Origin of the sequence: Chungangia koreensis (genome assembly GCF_042651785.1) — a bacterium.
GTDB lineage: Bacteria > Bacillota > Bacilli > Bacillales_A > Planococcaceae > Chungangia > Chungangia koreensis.
This window is the reverse complement of the sequence record NZ_JBHSEC010000007.1, coordinates 49,652-68,850: the sequence shown is the minus strand read 5'-3', so window position 1 is coordinate 68,850 and position 19,199 is coordinate 49,652. Positions and strand designations below refer to the sequence as shown.

Annotated in this window: 13 protein-coding genes and 1 riboswitch; of the genes, 6 read left to right on the top strand and 7 right to left on the bottom strand. The window is 38.5% G+C overall.

Annotated features, from left to right (window positions below; translation table 11 throughout):
* Positions 1–39: 39 nt before the first annotated feature.
* Complete coding sequence (locus ACFOZY_RS06470) at positions 40–1,401, top strand: PhoX family protein (RefSeq protein WP_378153522.1); 1,362 nt, start codon at positions 40–42, stop codon at positions 1,399–1,401.
* A gap of 194 nt (positions 1,402–1,595) precedes the next feature.
* Positions 1,596–3,290, top strand: a complete 1,695-nt coding sequence (locus ACFOZY_RS06465; protein WP_378153520.1) for a M3 family oligoendopeptidase — start codon at positions 1,596–1,598, stop codon at positions 3,288–3,290.
* A 139-nt stretch (positions 3,291–3,429) separates the two neighbouring features.
* Here ACFOZY_RS06465 and ACFOZY_RS06460 read toward each other — a convergent pair whose 3' ends face one another.
* The 3 genes from ACFOZY_RS06460 to ACFOZY_RS06450 form a co-directional block, all read right to left on the bottom strand.
* Complete coding sequence (locus ACFOZY_RS06460; protein ID WP_378153518.1) at positions 3,430–4,095, bottom strand: Type 1 glutamine amidotransferase-like domain-containing protein; 666 nt, start codon at positions 4,093–4,095, stop codon at positions 3,430–3,432.
* 2 nt (positions 4,096–4,097) lie between these two features.
* Positions 4,098–5,189 carry a M20 family metallopeptidase gene (locus tag ACFOZY_RS06455; RefSeq protein WP_378153516.1) on the bottom strand — a complete coding sequence of 364 codons (1,092 nt, stop codon included), beginning with the start codon at positions 5,187–5,189 and terminating at the stop codon, positions 4,098–4,100.
* Between the two features lie 111 nt (positions 5,190–5,300).
* Entirely contained in the window at positions 5,301–5,951 is a 651-nt protein-coding gene (locus ACFOZY_RS06450; protein ID WP_378153514.1) for a 2OG-Fe(II) oxygenase, read from the bottom strand.
* Positions 5,952–6,282: 331 nt separating this feature from the next.
* Between ACFOZY_RS06450 and ACFOZY_RS06445 the strand changes: the two genes are divergently transcribed.
* From ACFOZY_RS06445 to ACFOZY_RS06430, 4 genes are read left to right on the top strand one after another with little or no spacing between them, the layout of a single operon-like run.
* Positions 6,283–7,305, top strand: coding sequence for an iron-siderophore ABC transporter substrate-binding protein (locus tag ACFOZY_RS06445; RefSeq protein ID WP_378153512.1), 1,023 nt, complete (start codon positions 6,283–6,285; stop codon positions 7,303–7,305).
* Between the two features lie 2 nt (positions 7,306–7,307).
* The gene (locus ACFOZY_RS06440; protein WP_378153510.1) at positions 7,308–8,342 is read left to right on the top strand and encodes a FecCD family ABC transporter permease; all 1,035 of its coding nucleotides are present in this window, start codon (positions 7,308–7,310) and stop codon (positions 8,340–8,342) included.
* Positions 8,339–9,373, top strand: a complete 1,035-nt coding sequence (locus tag ACFOZY_RS06435) for a FecCD family ABC transporter permease (protein WP_378153508.1) — start codon at positions 8,339–8,341, stop codon at positions 9,371–9,373. The genes ACFOZY_RS06440 and ACFOZY_RS06435 overlap by 4 nt, the downstream gene beginning before the upstream one ends.
* Positions 9,373–10,164: an ABC transporter ATP-binding protein gene (locus ACFOZY_RS06430; RefSeq protein ID WP_378153506.1), complete on the top strand. Its 792-nt coding sequence runs from the start codon at positions 9,373–9,375 to the stop codon at positions 10,162–10,164. The genes ACFOZY_RS06435 and ACFOZY_RS06430 overlap by 1 nt, the downstream gene beginning before the upstream one ends.
* A gap of 108 nt (positions 10,165–10,272) precedes the next feature.
* Here the strand turns inward: ACFOZY_RS06430 and ACFOZY_RS06425 are convergent, their stop codons facing one another.
* The 4 genes from ACFOZY_RS06425 to rlmD all read right to left on the bottom strand — a co-directional run bounded on the left by ACFOZY_RS06425 (position 10,273) and on the right by rlmD (position 19,142).
* Positions 10,273–11,568 (bottom strand): NCS2 family permease, encoded by a 1,296-nt coding sequence (locus tag ACFOZY_RS06425; protein WP_378153504.1) that lies wholly within the window; start codon positions 11,566–11,568, stop codon positions 10,273–10,275.
* 137 nt (positions 11,569–11,705) lie between these two features.
* Positions 11,706–11,806: riboswitch (purine riboswitch) on the bottom strand.
* A 165-nt stretch (positions 11,807–11,971) separates the two neighbouring features.
* Positions 11,972–12,379: an NAD(+)--rifampin ADP-ribosyltransferase gene (gene arr / locus ACFOZY_RS06420; RefSeq protein WP_378153792.1), complete on the bottom strand. Its 408-nt coding sequence runs from the start codon at positions 12,377–12,379 to the stop codon at positions 11,972–11,974.
* 690 nt (positions 12,380–13,069) lie between these two features.
* Positions 13,070–17,443, bottom strand: coding sequence for a hypothetical protein (locus ACFOZY_RS06415; RefSeq protein ID WP_378153502.1), 4,374 nt, complete (start codon positions 17,441–17,443; stop codon positions 13,070–13,072).
* Positions 17,444–17,783: 340 nt separating this feature from the next.
* Entirely contained in the window at positions 17,784–19,142 is a 1,359-nt protein-coding gene (gene rlmD, locus ACFOZY_RS06410) for a 23S rRNA (uracil(1939)-C(5))-methyltransferase RlmD (RefSeq protein ID WP_378153500.1), read from the bottom strand.
* Between the last annotated feature and the right edge of the window lie 57 nt (positions 19,143–19,199).

The window sequence follows — 19,199 nt, the reverse complement described above, 5'->3', positions numbered from 1 at the left end:
ACACTCCTAAGTGTGAATGGAAAAAGTGGCAAGTTGTATATGATCAATCATTTTGAAAGTATGCCAAATAATGAAATTGGGACTGTACCAAGAGCGTTATATTTAAATACTGTCGAACAAGATAAGAAAACTGGCGAACTTAAAATCACTGATATTGAACCAATTGATTTTTCGGAATTTGGCGGTGTTTGGACTCCTTGTGCCGGCATCTTATCCCCTTGGAACACTCATTTAGGTAGTGAAGAATATGAACCAAATGCTCGTGCCCATGAAAAAAATCCTGAATCATCTTCTGTTACACAATTCGCTCGGAATTATTATCAAGATCCAAAGGCGATTGGAAATCCATACTTATACGGCTATACAACAGAGGTATCCGTTCATCCAAATGGTGATTCAAAAGCGGTTAAACACCACAGCATGGGGCGTTTATCTTTTGAAAATGTAACTGTCGCACCGGATAACCGCACGGTTTACTATGGAGATGACGGCAGCTATGTGACTTCCTTTATGTACATTGCTGACGAAGAAAAGGATTTATCAGCCGGGACACTATATGCTGCAAAATTCGAGCAAACTAGTGCTGAAAACGGCGGAGCTGGTAATATGGAATGGATTAAATTAGGACATGCAACGGATGAAGAAGTGAAAGAATTAGCTGAAACTCTTACATTCAGTGATATTTTCGAAACGACTGATGATACTGAGTATGCAGCAGCAAATGGCTTCAGCCATGTTAAGACTTCAGCTGGTGAAGAATATTTGAAAGTCAAACCAGGCATGGAAAAAGCAGCTGCGTTCCTTGAATCACGCCGTTATGGGGCAATGCAAGGAGCAACTGCGGAATTCAATAAAATGGAAACACTCACTTTCAACAAAGCCGATAACAAAGTTTACATGGCTATGTCTACGATTGCAAAAGGCATGGAAGAAAATCCAAATGATCCTGTAGATGATATTCGCTTGCCAAAAATCAACGCTGGCGGTATTTATGAAATGAATATTGCTAAAGAACAAATGGACAGTGAAGGTAGTCCAATAGATAGCGATTATGTTGTTGCGAATATGTCAGCTATTTTGGTCGGTGAAGACATCCCGAAAGATGCTGAAGGTAACAAAGCGCATCTTGATCAGATTGCTAATCCGGACAATATTGTCTACTCCGAAAATTTGAGAACTTTATTTATTGCTGAGGACTCTGGTAATCATGTAAACAATGTTGGCTGGGCTTATAATGTGGATACAAAGAAACTTTCTCGTATCGTTTCTGCTCCTGATGGCGGGGAAGTAACCGGTATTCAAGCGATTGAGGATTTAAATGGCTACTCTTACTTAATGGTTAGCTCTCAAAATCCAGGGAACATCGGTTATATCCCGTTACCTTCTATTAGCAAGAAATAAATTTATTGATGAAGGACCGTTAGAAATCGATCTAACGGTCTTTTTTCATGCTAATTTTCTCTGTGAGACATACAGTCTCCCCTCTTCACTTCAGAAATAAATGTCGATTCTATTGAAAAAGCTGGTATGAAACTCGACGAAACTATAATATAAATATTAGGACAATTAAAACAATTAATAGGGGGAACGTTTTCATGACACAAGAAATACATACTAAGTATTATAAAGAATTAATCGATTTACAGGATGTGGAAGGAGTCGAAGCTCAATTTCAACATTTGATTGAAATTCCGATTAACTCCATTTCTGATTTAGAAGAATGGTTAAAATCTGAAAGGGGATTGATGATCAAAATTTCGGAGGCGATGACAGGTCATCAAGTCGACTTCTACCGAAATACAGATGATCCGGACATTAAGAAAACTTTTCTCCACGACCAGCAAGTAATCCAACCACTCTTAATGAAATATGAAGCAAAACTCGATGAGAAATTTTGTGAGTCTTCCTTTCTCGATCAATTAGATGAAAACCGATACGGCTTAATGCGACGTGTTCGAGAATCTAAAGTGAAACTGTTCAGAGAAGAAAATATTCCATTGTTTGTAAAAGAACAGGAGCTTAGTACGAAGTATAGTGAAATTATGGGAGGACTAACTGTTGAATGGGAAGGAGAGGAAAAGCCTTTTCCGTTTGTCGAATCCCAACTTGATCATCCGGACAGAGCTGTGCGAGAAAAAGCTTATCACTTAATAAGGGCAGCCTATCGTCAAATTAAGCCCGATATGGATGCCATCATGGATGAACTCGTTCAACTTCGCCATCAAATCGCTTTAAATGCTGGTTTTGACAATTATCGTGATTATACATTTGTGTCCAAAAACCGTGAATATAGTGTTCAAGATTGTTATGACTTTCATGAAAATGTAGAAAAGCATATTATCCCGGCATGGAACAGACTGGCAGATGTGTTTAAGTCTAAGCTTGGTGTCGATACTTATCGACCTTGGGATAACAGTGCCAAACTCTTAAAAAACCCACCTTACTCCGAGGTGTCCTCTCTCTTGGATGGCGTTTCTGAAATGTTAGGGAAAACCGATTCCTATTTTTCAGATCGTTTCGATTACATGATAGAGCATGGATTACTCGACCTTGGGGATCGGAAAGGAAAAAGCCCAGGTGGTTTCTGTACCGACTTACCAGCTTCCGGGGATACTTTTGTTTTTGCGAACTTTAGTCCATCCTTTTTCTCTCTGATCGCATTGATTCATGAAATGGGTCATGCGGTGAATGGCTATCTCCAGTTTTCCGAGCACGGTCCTATGGAAGATTATCAAATGCGAGCAGAAGTTGCTGAACTGTATTCTCATGGGATGGAATTGCTGTTATTGGATAAGTTGGATCAGTTTTATCCAGAAGAAGAATTTAAGAACGCACAGCGTGAGGAACTGAAACGGGCATTCACCATGTTATTCGGTCCATTGTCAGGAGACCTTTTCCAACATTGGATGTATACGAATCCTCATCATACTGCCAAAGAGCGCGATGAAAAATTCTTTGAAATCTCAAAACGTTATGGTTTAAATCCGGTCGATACTACCGGGCTTGAAGAGGAAGTTGGAATGAGCTGGGTAGGCACTCTTCACTATATTCAATATCCTTTCTATAATATTGAATATTCCATCTCGATGCTGGGGGCTCTTCAATTACTTGAGAACTATCAGAAGGATCCAGAGTTAGCTGTCGAAGCCTTTAAAAAAGGTGCAGGCGCTGACTACAACCAATCCATCGCCGAAATTTATGAAGAAACCGGGGTCAGTTTTGATTTTTCAGAGCCGGCTGTTAAGCGAATGGGTGAATTTTTAGAAAAAGTTATTCAAGAGATTCATTGAACGCAGTGAAAGCAATATGGGTAGTAGGCCATTTCAACATAAAAAGGTACAACTAGTGAGATTTCCTAGTTGTACCTTTTGTTTTTCAGTCAAAACGATATTAACGAGATTGCACAAAAAAGCTATCAGTATAGATAGATCATGGCATAAACAGTTTCCAATTTCCCTCGGATACTACTTCGACCTCTCCATCGACCACTTTAATGGCGGTTTCATCATCCATTGCATACGCCGGTACCTGCATCCCCGCTGCCCATTTCTCAGCAGCGGCCATCGTATTTCCCGGGAGCAACTCATGATCCAGATACGGAAACATGGCAAAGTCGACCAGACCCAGCGCTTCATCAACACCGTTGGGTGGCGTCCAACCAACGAAGTATTCCCCGATGTTAGGTGCCATCACCATGCTCCCTGCACTCATCCCCACATAGACTGCATCCAGGGACGGCAAGAGGGCTTCTAGTCCGGACTGCCGCATCCAGTGGTACAGGTAGAGGGCGTCGCCGCCGGCCACCAGCAGGACGTCCGTCTCCCGGACCAGCGGCACCCAGCGGTCTTCGTCGATGCTTGGCAGCGCTGTAAGCTCCAGCACACCGACAGACTTCCAACCCAAGTCGACCAGGTGATCAGATTTCCCAGTGATGAAATTCCAGGCGTTAATCCCCGGGCCTACCCAGGGGTGTCCGTACAGTGCAGTGGGAATACAGAGGGCGTTACACTTGGCAATTGGTTTATCCAGCATATTAACTAATGCGTCATGTATGCTATTATTTTTGACGCCTGCTGATGTAAGCAAAAATTTCATACCTAATCTCCTCGTCTTTGTTCTTCAAACTTATCAAGATTTACTTCCATTGCAAAATCAACTAAAATTCGAGTGTACTGACTAATTGACTCCACTATTACATATTCCTCATCTCCGTGCCAATTGGCCCCACTTGGACCAAATTCAATAGCTGGAATACCGTAATTTGCAAAGAACAGCGTATCGGCGGAACCGTGTTGGCCAAATAAACGAGCCTCTTTCTCCAAGTTTTTTTGAATAACTGGCGACAGCAACTCAATATATGGACTATTGGCCTCTGTTTTTACAGGATTGCCAATAAGAACGGCAGTTACCTTTCCATCAACTACACCTTCAATTTGTGCAATCACTTCTTCTGCGGTTTGTGTGGGTAAATAGCGAATATCTAGAGAACACACACACTTTTCCGGCACCTTATTGTAAGCATCTCCACCTTGAATCTTTGCAAGATTGATAGAAGGTGACGTATAGAGCTCTGAACTCTCCTTTAAAAAAGGCAGTTCTAAGATCTTTTCATATTCATAGTAGGCCTTTTCTATTGCATTAACCCCCTCCCAAGGTCTACTGCCATGAGCGGGTTTTCCATTAATCTCAATGTCTAAACGTAAAACACCTTTTGCCTGAAGCCCTATTCCAAGTTGTGTTGGTTCCGAACAAATGACGAAGTCGCCACGATACCCTTGATCAGCTAAATAACCTGAACAATTCAGTCCACCAATTTCCTCATCTGATACAATCTGAAGTTGAACTTTCGATCTCAAATTAAGGTCTTTCAACTGTTTCATCGCAACCATCATGGCTGCAACACCTGCTTTCATATCAGCAGCTCCGCGCCCATATAATTTCCCATCTCTTTCGACAGGAATAAATTGTTCCTCATTCCCGCTCACAACGTCTACATGTCCATTAAAAATAATGGTTTGATCACCACTGCCGATCTCACAAACCAACATTTTATATCCATTGTTCGTCAATTCCTTGACCGTTAAGTTCTGCTCTTCTAACCAACGCCTACAGAAATCCACGGCCAAATTTGCTCCATCTTTAGTTGAGCTATCAATCAAAATTAACTTTTTTAGTAGGTCAATGACCATTACACAGTCCTCCCTGAAAAATGTTAATAGTATCAAGCTTAAAAAATATGGACAGGTTCTAAAACCTATCCACTTTTAATCTTTTTTAATAGTTTTGCTAACTCCAAGGTGCTAAGTTATTTTCTGCTTTCTCATCCATTGCGTGGCGATCCACTTCTCCCCTTTTTCTACTGGAGCTCCTCCGTGCAGTGTTAATTCATTTAACGTTTGATCGTTATAAAAATATTCAAAGTACACGGCCATGCCCTTTTGTGGACTAACGGAAAAGTTTAGTTTCGGAAAATAGGTGCTTCCCCCCTCTTCCACGTCATTTAAGTAAAGCACAAGCGTCGCTATTCGATTGTTGCTTGCCGCTTTGCTTGCAGGAGCGAAATAATCATAGTGCGCTTTATACTCTTGACCCGGTTTGTAGTTCAGAATATGCAGTCCCTCCCCATGCTCGATCGGGATTCCCATAATGGACGATACCCTTTTTTCCACCCTTTTAAGAATTTCATTATTAATATCGGTTAAAAACGCACCGCTACTTGTTCGTATATCACTGACTTCTTTTGTCATTCCAATTTTTGAACGCTGAAGGCGGTCTTTTGCCAATTGAATTAAGGCATCACATTCCTCATCATCCAATACTGAGCCCAAAACTACTATAAGCGGTTCTTCATATCGAGCAATGATATGAATCTCTCGATCTTCTGTTTTTAATTTATTTCCAACATGGTTAAATATAGTGGCTTCTTTCATAGATGTATCATTCATAACCATTTTCCAACAACTCCCATTAAATTGAAATTCCTTACTTATTTCGACAGAAAGTTCCTTATTTCCTTCTTATTTTTCCATGGGCACAAAATAATTATCGAATTTCGGAGTGAAGACGATGGAGCTTCATCAAATTAATAAATCCATTTCATCCCATCATTTAATAACTTCTTAACCAAATCACCGATTTATCTTTCAAAATCAATTTAATTGAAAATCATTCTCAAATAATTATTGACATGGAAAGAATTTCGCGTATGATAAAATCATATAACTGATAATGAGAATCTTTATCAATTAGCTATAAAAATAAAGTTAAAGTGGGGCTATTCGAATGAAAAAATCACTACTACTTCTGACACTATCCTTTTTGGTTGTTGTTCTTGCTGCTTGTGGAGATGACAGTTCAACAAAAACAGATTCCACAACGGAAAAAAATACCGATAGTCAGTACCCAATTGTCATCCAACATGCATTTGGTGAGACAACAATTGACGAAAAACCTGAACGAGTGGCGACCATCGCTTGGGCCAACCATGACGTAGCATTGGCACTTGGAGTTGTACCAGTAGGTTTCTCCGCCGCTAACTACGGAATTCAAGATGATTCAGGCTTGTTGCCTTGGACTGCAGAAAAGTTAAAAGAGTTGGGTGAAGAAAATCCGACAGTTTACCAAGATACAGATGGTTTAGACTTTGAGGCAATTGCTGATAGTAATCCAGATGTGATTCTTGCTGCTTACTCTGGTATTACACAAGAGGAATATGACACCTTAAGCCAGATTGCACCTGTCGTTCCTTACGAAGAAACACCTTGGGTAACACCTTGGCGTGATCAAGTATTATTAAACGCTAAAGGGATGGGTATGGAAGAAGAAGGTAAGAAATTAGTTGCGGAAACTGAAAAGTTAATCGCCGATAAAGCAAATGAGTACTCGGTTATTAAAGGAAAAAAAGCTGCATTCGGTATGTTTAACACAGAGGATTTATCAAGCTTCTATATTTATACACCAACAGACCCACGAGGCGAATTCTTATCCGACTTAGGGATGGAATATCCTGAAGGAATTAAAAAGCTAATTACAGATGACAGTTTCTATATACAAGTAAGTGCAGAAAATGCAGATGCTTTAAATGACACTGATTTACTGATTGTTTATGGAAACAAAGATACATTAGCAGCCTTACAAGCAGATCCTATTTTAGGGAAAGTTCCTGCCATTGCTGCTGGCAACGTTGTAGTTATCGAAGACAACACACCATTAGCGGCTGCTGGTAATCCAAACCCGCTATCTATTCAATATACTATTGATGAATACTTAACTTTAATCTCAGACGTAGCGAAGAATATTAAATAGCTATGAAACAGTTGAACGTTGAACAAAAGAAGCAATCTTTCCTTCCTCAAAACTTAGGGAAGTTAACAATCATTCTATTTGTATTATTAGTTGTATCAATTATTGCTTCGATCGCTTTTGGATCTCGCTCAATCGGGTGGTCTACAATTCTGGATGGACTATTCCATCCAGAATTAAACGACCATGAATCGAGTGTCGTTCGTCAGCGGGTTGTGCGTACGATTTTCAGTTTCATGTGTGGTGCAGCATTAGGTGTATCTGGGGCACTAATGCAATCGGTCACACGAAACCCAATTGCTGATCCAAGTATTTTAGGGGTTAATACAGGGGCTGCTCTTTTTGTCGTAAGTGGAATTGCCTTTTTCCATATTAGCTCTCCAAGTGAATATGTCTGGTTGGCTATAGCAGGTGCGATTCTTACTGCTATTTTTGTGTTTGCCGTTGGTTCTCTTGGCGGAAGCGGAGCGACTCCTTTAAAGCTCGTATTAGCAGGAGCTGCTACGAGTGCCATACTTTCGTCACTTGTAACAGCAATAATGATCCCTCGTCAAAATGTGATGGATCAATTCCGCTTTTGGCAGGTTGGGAGTGTTGGAGCTGGCACGTGGGAAAGTATTCAATTGCTTTTACCATTCTTATTGGTAGGTTTAGTCATTGCCGTTATGACTGCACCTGCTTTAAATGCAATGGCATTAGGAGATGAAGTAGCAACAGGATTAGGGGTTAAGACAGGGACGATTCGTTTAGCCTCTGCTTTTGCAGGAGTTTTACTTTGTGGAGCTGCGACCGCCTTTGCAGGACCGATTGGATTTATTGGACTACTCGCGACTCACGTCATCCGATTAATGATTGGACCGGATTTACGATTCGTCATCCCCCTTTCCGCCCTATCAGGTGGTATTATTTTGACGATATCCGATGTTGTGGGAAGATTGATCGCTCGTCCCGGAGAAGTAGAGGTTGGAATTTTAACAGCCTTTATTGGCGCACCGATTTTAATATATATTACGATGAAAGCGAAAATGCGTAGCCTATGATGAACAACGATACTTTACATACCATCATTCTATCAAGATCGAAACGTAAACGTCGTTATTTTACGACGGTGCTCATATTAATCGTCATTGCCTTAGCACTCTGCTGCGCCATGCTTATGCTTGGTAATACGATTTACCCGGTAAACGAAGTGATTGCTGTTCTATTGGGCGAGGAAGTTAAAGGGGCAAGCTTTGCGGTTGGAACATTACGTTTACCACGTATGTTAGCTGGACTTCTTGCTGGCTTTGCATTTGGAGTCGGGGGTTATATATTCCAAACTATGCTGCGAAACCCTTTAGCAAATCCAAATGTCATTGGGATTACAGCAGGATCAAGTGCTGCAGCTGTATTTTGTATTGTCGTTCTTCAAGCAAGCAATACGGTGATATCATTTGCTGCTGTTGTGGGCGGATTACTGACAGTAGCCATTATATACGGTTTTTCTAAAGGAACATCATTTTCCATCGGTCGATTAATTTTAATCGGAATTGGAATCCAAGCCATGTTAAATGCATTAATTTCGTATTTCATGTTAATTGCAAAAACACATGACTTACCCACTGCTCTACGCTGGGTCAGCGGGAGTCTAAATGGGGCCACGATTGAAACGGTACTGCCTTTATTCATTTTGTTAGTCATTTCTACACCGATCTTTATTTACCTTTCAAGTCATTTAGAAATGTTAGAGTTATGTGAACAAGCGGCTACCTCTTTAGGTGTGTCAACAAATCGTGTTCGCATCATGTTATTAGTAAGTGCTGTATTAATAATTGCTTTAGCAACTGCCACAACAGGCCCCATTGCTTTTATATCATTTTTGGCCGGTCCTATCGCAAGAAGAATTGTGGGAGTTGGATTTTCAGCTCTTATACCTTCCGGATTAATCGGTGTAATTTTGGTACTTGCAGCAGATTTGATCGGACAATTTGCATTTGAAACACGCTTCCCTGTTGGAGTTATTACCGGCATTATCGGAGCACCGTATTTAATATTCTTACTGATCAAGATGAATCGAAAGGGGAGTATCTGATGTCCCAGACATTACAAACGAAAAACCTACATTCCGGCTATGACCAAAACCTCATCTTAAAGGATATAAGCCTATCGATTCCTGAGAATAAGATTAGTATTATTATCGGTTCAAATGGCTGTGGAAAATCTACTTTGTTAAAAACTATGGCTCGATTATTAAAACCAACAAGTGGTGATGTGTTGTTAAATGACCAATCGATTTACGGCATCCCATCGAAAGAATTGGCACGTACGGTTGGACTCTTGCCTCAGTCACCGATCGTCCCAGAGGGTATTACGGTTGCCGATTTAGTCGGTCGAGGACGCTTCCCTCACCAATCGATGTTTTCAAGTTGGTCTAAGAAAGATTACGAAGCAGTTGCGACTGCTCTTGATATGATGAATATTGCCGAATTCAGTCATCGGCATATTGATGAACTATCGGGCGGGCAACGCCAACGTGTATGGATTGCAATGGCATTAGCCCAGCAAACCGATATTTTATTTTTAGACGAGCCTACAACCTATTTAGATATTACGTATCAAGTGGAAATCTTAGATTTATTGAAAGACTTAAATTCGAAGTATGGAACGACCATCGTCATGGTGCTTCATGATATAAACCTTTCAGCACGCTATGCAGATCATTTATATGCTATAAAAGATGGGAAACTGCTTGCTGAAGGTTCAGCAAATGACATCATTACAAGCGAGCTTATTAAAGAAATCTTCAACTTGGATTGCCATGTCATCAATGATCCCATTTCAAACACACCACTCGTCCTTCCGATTAGTCGTTATCATAAGTAAATAGCTCACTTCGGCAGGTTAAATCAAACAGGCTGCTATCCATGGGAGTGGATAGCAGCCTGTTCGATTGAAGTCTGATTTTACTTTGTTAATCTCTCTTTCCCAAGTCTACACGATAAAAGCAAAGTACAGTATGAATAATAAACAAAGTACATACATAATTGGATGAATTTCTTTATAACGCTTTTGTACAACTAAACAAAGTGGATACAGAATAAAACCAAATGCAAGACCTATTGCCACACTTGAAGTGAGGGGCATCATGATAATCGTTAAAAAGGATGGAATGGCAATCTCTAACTTATTCCAGTTTACCTTACTTATGCCCATTACCATGAATGTCCCTACAATAATTAATGCAGGCGCTGTAACTTCCACTGTAATGACGGATAGAATGGGTGAAAAAAACAAAGCGATCATAAAACAGGCTGCAATAATGACGGATGTAAAGCCTGTTCTTCCTCCGACAGCAATTCCAGCAGAAGATTCAACACTCGTAGCAGGTGTCGATGTTCCCAATATAGCTCCAACTGCACCAGCAGTAGAATCGGCAAGTAACGCTCGCCCGATCTTTGGAATAGAGTTATCTTTCATAATTCCAGCTTGACTGGTAAGTGCAATTAATGCACCAGCCGTGTCAAAAAAGGCAACAATTAAAAAAGTGAAGATCACTGCCAATACGTCAGGGGTGAAAATTTCATCCAAATGAGAAAACACGACACCAAATGTCGGTTCCATGCTCGGAATACTTCCAACAATGGTTGAAGGAACATTAATTAATCCGAAAATCATTCCAATAATTGTTGTAATAATTATTCCGTAGAAAATCCCTCCACTAACTCCACGTATTAACATAACAATCGTAAGTACAAGGCCCAAAATGGCAAGTAAGGTCGTAGGTGAGGTTAAGTTTCCAATTGAAACAAATGTATCTGGATTGGAGGTGATAATTCCTCCATTTTTTAACCCGATAAAGGTAATGAAGAATCCAATTCCCGAAGCGATTGCATATTTTAAATCCAGTGGAATGATATTAATGATCTTCTCCCGGATTTTCATTAAACTTAACAACATAAAAATGATTCCAGCAATAAATACACCAGCCAAGGCAACTTCCCATTGGATCCCCATCCCGATACACACAGAAAAAGTGAAAAATGAATTCAATCCCATACTTGGTGCAATGGCGATCGGGTAGTTAGCAAGGAAGCCAATAAGCAGTGTACCGATGATCGCAGTGAGAGCTGTTGCAGTAAATACAGCCCCACTATCCATCCCAGCTTGGCTGAGGATCAGTGGATTCACGATAAGTATATATGCTACGGATAGGAAGGTCGTCAGTCCTGCTAGTGTTTCCTGCTTATAGGAAGTACTCCGTTCGGTAAATTTAAAAAAGTTTCTCATGTTGGGTCTCCTCTTCTGCTAATTTAAAGAATGAACGGGATAAATCCAAGGTCCAGCAGATTCATTTATTATCCCCAAATAAAAAAACTTTGACCACAGTTAGGACAAAGTTTTCTACAGAAAGGGAAATAAAAGATCATGTATTTTCCATTCCTTGTAGACAAGCTATTTATGGTAGCTGGTAGAAACTTTCAAGCCGTATTCTTGAATTTATACAAGGTCAATCTATTCTTTTTTGAAAATAATAGGAGAATGATAACAAGATTAATTTAAAACGTCAATAGAATATAGTTATATTGAAATATTAAGTTAAAACAATTTAAATATTATAGAGTCACTACACTTTTAATAACAGTTCGTTTTCAAAGAACCCTGAGATCATGATAACCTAATTTGAGTATGTTCAATTAATGATTTCGCCTTTATTTTCGGCTACATTTTCGCGCCATTCTTGACGCTCCGTAGTTGTCAGTTTCGCCCACTCTGTTTCTTCACCAATAATTCGTAAAGGTTCTTGTGAACGATATGAACGCGTTAAGTTACCGGGGAATTTTTTATCAGTAACATTTGGATCGTTTTCAAATTCACCTGTTGGTTCTATGATATAAACTCGTTCTCTTCCTTCACCTTTTGCTAACGCTGCTGCAAGTCCTGCGCCATTGGCATTAGCAGTGAAATATATATGGTTCATTTTAAGATCCTGTTTGTAATTTGAGTTTCCACCTGCTGTCAGTAAATCACCAACCTGCAAATCTGCCTTTGTCCCATGATAAAATGGCCCTTCATCAGAAGGCGCACCCTTATATGAAATTGACAATTCAACATTTCTATTTGCATTATCCGGGTCACCCAACTCCTCGTAACATTTAGCAATGTTTAAATATAACGTTGGATATGCACTCTTGACATTATCATCATTTATTTTCAGTGCACACTGTAAAGATGTTTCCATCCATTTCAGCTTGTCTTTAGTACTCTTTTGTAGACGAGCTAAATGATAAGCCGCAATAAATCTCTCATAGTCATCTGTTGATTCATCCCATGCTTTTTGAAACATTGCCGCTGCATCTTCAATGTTTCCGTTGTCTTCCAAGTTCATTCCACTCATACAAAGCTTAATAACAACGTTATTTGGATCAAATTTTATACTCATCAAATCTTACCTCCAAATTATTCTTAATGGCATTACTTCCTTAGACACGGACAAAAATCCTTCATGGGATACATATTTCATTCAAATAAAAGAACGAATTCCACCATTGGAAATTCGTTCTTTTATTATACTAACTTCAACCACGTCACAGCCTCAACATGCGTGGAGTGTATGCGGCAACACATGGGGTGCTGGTGAGTGTACATATCCAGTTAACATTAAGGTGCGAATAAAGATTTACACAAATATATATAATAGTTGTTACTGTTAAATACTTTGACAAAAAAGAAGCATTTGAAAGTTCTAAAGGTGAACAACTGCTGTACATAGGAGTCATACAACAACTTCTTACCTTTCCATTAATTTTTGGCTTAGGGATCTAATTTGCCCAAATTGCTTTTCGAACATCAAATCCCATATATCGAGACATTCATTTGCAATACCTTTTATCTCAGGTATTGTTGAGTTAGAGGTTTCATCATATAATCCAATAATCAATTTGGAAATTTCATCTTCTATTCCCCAAATACCTTCAAATTCACCAACTTCATTTCCAACTAAATGGTAACTCATTGAAAGTATAATGTCTTTGTAATCAACTACTGACTTTGATTCTTCTTCAAGATAATGAACAAAAGCACGTACTATTCTACCACTTAATCCGGAGTTCATTATTTCGATAAGAAAATCCTTGTCTCTCTTTAAATCAATAAGATTATCATAAAATAATCTTGAAATCGGCATCTCCAGATCTAATGTACTTGCCTTAAACTTGCGTATCATATCTTTTGCTAATGAATTAAATTCATCTTTATTGAAATAATTAGTAGTCATATGAAGAACCGCTACTGCTTGTACTTCACTCATTGTATCCACATTATTTATTATTTCGGCAAATTCATTTTTAAGAATAAACATCTCGGACAGGCAATATGCACCCATTTCAATTAGTTCTTTATCATCGGATTCGTAGCATTTCTTAATAACTTCTAATACTCGTTCACGATATTTAGGATATAGCAAAAAGAGCATATTTTTCGTATCATGGAAGCCTGCTAGCCTGTGATCTTCTTCAAATAGATTTAGGATTATTTCTGATGCCCAATCTCTTTCTATGTTATACGAAGGCCATAATGCAAATAAACTCGCTAATTTAACTGCCGGGTTTTCATCTAATGCCAACTTTTCAATTGTATCTTTAAACTGGATAAACACAGAACTGTCGTTCCATACCAGCTGAGCTACTGCTTCGGCTGCGTTACCTCTTACGCAGTTTATTGCATTACTTTGTAGCATATCAAAGCTACGCATTTCTTTATCTTCATTATTAGTTATATTGGGTTTGCCGATTTCCGGGTTTTTATGGTTAATCGCAATATCCTTTAGAATATCCAAAACCTCTTGAGACCAATTTACGTTTTTCCTGTTTCGAATGAGTGAGCAAATGTAGTTCGCCCGATATGAGGTATAATCATATGGATAGGTCAAAATCATTGTTTCTAACAAACCTACTGGCACACTATCCAAAGCCTTACTATATGCAACCCCACTAAATAAGGAATCTAAATATACATCTAAAACCTTATCCTGATACGAGAGAACTAAATTTATCATTCCTTCAGGGTCTTCGGAGACAGCATCGCTAAAGCTTCTTGCAAACTCTTCAATAGAATTACTAACAATTCCCCCCGGGACCTCTTTCCAACGGGAATGGCTTTTATTATTAATTTTTGTATTTGTTAAAATCTCAAGCCACTTTTTATTATTTAATTTCTTCCCCGCAACGGGTGAACTTACCCATCCGCCAGATCCATTTGAATGTTTATATAAAGTTGTCCCATTAGGAAATTTACGTTTTAAAGTACGTATCAAATCTTTTGCTTGATCACTCAATCGATCGTAGGGGAGAACTTCTAGAATCTCTTTCTGAAAATCACCCCAGAAACTCCAATAAACTGTATCGCCGTTTTTTTCTCTATTATAATTAAGTCTACGTAAATATCTATCTTTAGCTTTTGGCGATAGATAATTTAAAACTCGTTCTTCTAATACATTAAAAATATGCTCACTACAGTATCTCGAATGCTTTCCTAATATTTGTTTTGCAAGAAATAATTCATCACCATTACCACCAGTCTTATCGAATATGTTGCTGTTGAAGTCACTGCATAAATAATTAATTACAATATCACTATAACTTTCTGGTAGTCTGTATAATCCATCCAATATTATTTCATTAAATAAATCATTACCTTTTCCCATGAATTCTTTATAGCGGTCAAAGAATTTTTCCGGTTGTTGGGCAATTATTGCTGCATTTGCTTTCTTAATAATTTGAATACAAGCTCTTTCAAGGCCTCTTTTACGGAAATATTTTCCCGACCACTCACTAAAAAGCAAGCTATCTTCATTTTCAGTAGGAACGTATGGCAATAATAAATTAAGAACCTCTTCCCCATTATTTATAAGAATTTCAGAGTCTTGATTTAGAAATTCTTCCTCATAATTATAAATTCTCCCCCCCTTGCTCTTAATTTTATTTTCCAATAAAAATGCCAATAGCCGTATTGTTCTTATTTCACAATTTTTAAGCATCGACTTAAAGTCAAGATACCTATCAACCATTTGAGGATATCGGTTATAAAATTTCATACGCAATTCAAATAACTCGTCCGTATCATGGTTTATGTCGTACATAAAACATTTAGAGAGTTTATTATCATCTTCCTTTGAATTTAATGCATACTTTTCGATGAAAGCAATATCATCAGTATCATAATTCGGGCTCATACTAACAAGTAATTTTAAAACAATATCTTTTTTTGACTGATTGTTAAACCATTTATCTAAAATGCCATACTTCCTAAGCAACCTAATATACTTAGGCCTTGAAAATATAACGTTATTAATAATATTATTACCATATTTTTCATTTTCACAATTATTCACAATAAAATTTTGTATATTTTCATCTATATTATCTATCTGATTTAACACCTCGAGGAAAACAAATTTGACAAAATACCTGATTTGATTTGCCTCAAACATTCTTTGCCCAGCATTAATAAAATCGTGGCTATCAAATTCAGAAAGATTTTGCATAAACATTTGCACTTGATATCTTTTTCCGGGTGTTTGTTTTTCTTTAGTCCCAATAATATCTACGATATCTTCACCGTCATAATATCTCTGAAGCATCTTTTCAGCTAAAAAACAGTCTAATATAGATTGATGGGCAAACGAAACTTTCTTATCTTGAATTATTAAGAAAGCATTTGAAGATAAAAATTCTAAGGATGATTTATTTTCGTTTAATATACTTAAAGGAATAAATATTCTACTATATCTTTCTAAAAAAGTTACCATTTTATCTTTAATCTGAATTAGATTGTCTTCTCTCAATCCAAATTCAAAACATTTATCGGACAACTGCCCCCACCATTGTGAGACCAAATGGCTTGCGGTAGAACATTCCGCATACACTTTGTTTGGGTCCAACTGTTGCCAAATATATAAATTGCTTGGAATTCTTAGTATCTCCTTCAGTTTACTTGTTAGTTGTTCATAACGCTTACCAACAATACCCTTAACTAAATCCTCGTCCAACTCATTAACCTGAACCTTAGACCATTGAATAACTTCCTCTGAATCAACTTTTTTAAATAATGATCTAATATTATTATCGTTTTCCAAGTCATGGGTTCTACATACAAAAACGACAGATATTTTATTTTCCCTTTCAATATTCAATCTCTCTACTTGATTTATAATCTGAGCACATACTATCAAAGCATCTCTAGAATGTGCCAAAGTCCAACGTAGCGCATCCAACTGATCCAAAATGATTACTGCCCTTTGATTTTTAGAAACACTGTGAATACAATGAGTAATCGATGCAGGTAATCCTAAATCTTCTCCCCACTTCTCGGCAGTCTTACTCGGAATCCGTTTATCTAATTTAATTGCCAAATATGGTATCACATTTTCTTCACAATAATTGATAATATCTACTGTACACCCACTTTTCCCTCTTCCAGCCCTTCCATGTATTATCAAAGATTTTCCTGAATCTATTGCTCCTTTACATATAGAAAATTCTTTTCTCTTAATAAACCCATTGCCCAACGGAATAAAAGCTGTTTTATATTCGTGATTCAATTCCTCTAACCTATGCATAATTCGCTCATCAGGCTCAAGGTTTTTATACCTTCCTAACAAATAATCGTCACTTAGCTTTTCCTCAATAGTTTTGATAGATTTACCAATTGACTCATCAACGATTGATAGAAATGCCTTCTCTTTAATGCTTAATAACGATTCTCGAAAATTAACTAGTATTTCAAATAACTTAGAGAAGTACTCTTCAAAGTCACTTGGTTTCTGAACGCGCGTATGCATAAATTTATCTTTCTTAAAATTGACGAATTCGACGGCTTCCTGCGCTAGTTTCTTGGATATAGCTTCGTAATCTTCCTTTGAAGTTTTATAAGAATTAAATACTCTTTGTGTTATTGTGTCACTAATCTTATTCTGTTCAAGAAACTCTACAAAATAGTTACTATCAACTTCAGTATCATCAAACTTACGATTAAATTCAGTAACTGTCTCTTTTATTTCTTTAATTAATTTCTTTTCTTCTCTATTCGTTAAACCTTTTGACAAAAGATAACCCGCAACATTTGGTGCTATCAAAGTTCCCGCTATGTACGCTAAAAAACTCATTTCTGTTACCTCCTATCCATCTTCAAAACCATTAACAGCCACTTTCGGTTATCCCTCGAATAACTAATTTTACATTTTATTTACTTTCCCATTATATCAAACAAGTTTAATTTAATTTAAACTCGTATCTATTTTCTAACAATTATTTCAAATGTAGATTCTAACCTGTACTTTTTTGTATTTAAATCAGTGAAATTCATTAGTTGAGAAAATTAATTTCATATTCAATACACTTTTGTAAATCATTTAAAAATGAGTAGGGAGACATCCGCCTTAAATAGCAAAAGAACAAATTCCTCCTCGGTGGAATTCGTCCTTTTATTCATAATAAATATTTATCTTATATTAATTCCAACCACGTCACCGCTTCAACATGCGTCGTATGCGGGAACATATCTACCGGCTGTACTTCTTGTGTCCGATAGCCACCGTCTTCCAAAATCCGCAAGTCCCTTGCTAATGTTGCTGGGTTACAGGATACATAGACGATACGCTTCGGTTTGTACTCCAAGATGGTCTGCAATAGCTTTTCGTCGCAGCCTTTACGCGGCGGATCGACCATTAATACATCAAACCGTTTTCCTTCCGCGTACCATTTTGGAATAACGTCTTCAGCCGCTCCGGCTTCAAAGTGTGCATTGGTCACGCCATTTAGTTCAGCATTCCGTTTAGCATCTTCAATCGCCTGGGGTACGATTTCGACCCCATACACTTCCTTCGCTTTCTTCGCTAAGAATAAAGAGATCGTACCGATTCCGCAATACGCATCGATGACTGTTTCATCGCCATTCAACTGTGCGTAGTCGAGTGCTTGTTTATACAAAACCTCTGTTTGTTCCGGGTTCACTTGATAGAATGAACGGGCCGAGATTTCGAATTTCGTGTCTCCGATCGAATCGACGATGACCGGTTTGCCCCAGAGTGTGATTGTTTCATCTCCGAAGATGACATTTGTTTTATTCGGATTGACGTTTTGGACTATTGATGTCACATGCGGGACGACCCGACGGATCAATTCAATAGCCGCTTCCTTCTGTGGAAACTTCTTCTTAAGTGTCACTAAGACAACCATCACTTCCCCGCTCGCTCTTCCTTTACGGACGATGACATGGCGGAGCATTCCTCTATGTCCCACTTCGTCATATGCTCGAAGTCCGAGCCCTTGCAGCTCACGTTTCAGATTCATCATGATGCTATCTGCTTCTTCCGACTGGATCATACATGCATCGGTATTCGCGATATTATGGGAACGAATCTTATAGAATCCGGCTTTTACAATACCCGCTTCTTCTGCAAAGGGTATCTGGGATTTATTGCGGTAGCGCCATGGGTTGGCCATTCCTTTTACTGGATGTACCGGAACATCCGGTAGTTTCCCAATCCGGGTCATTACTTGGCGGACCATGTTTTCCTTGAACTTCAACTGACCTTCGTAGGAAAAGTGCTGAAGCTGGCAGCCGCCGCACTGATCGAAGACCGGACAAGGTGCCATGACACGGTCGGGTGAAGCCTCAACCACATTTAACAACTTCGCAAATCCGTAATTCTTAAGGGTCTTGAGTACATGGGTCTCAACTGTCTCACCCGGCAATGCGCCGGCCACAAATAATGGGTAGCCATCGACCTTTGCTACCCCTGCCCCGTCATGTGTCAAATCTTCTATATAAACCGACAATCGGTCATTCTTCTTTACTGTCATTCTTAACTTCCTCCAAAAACAGGATGTAAGTTATTGTATCACGGAAAGAAGTGGGAG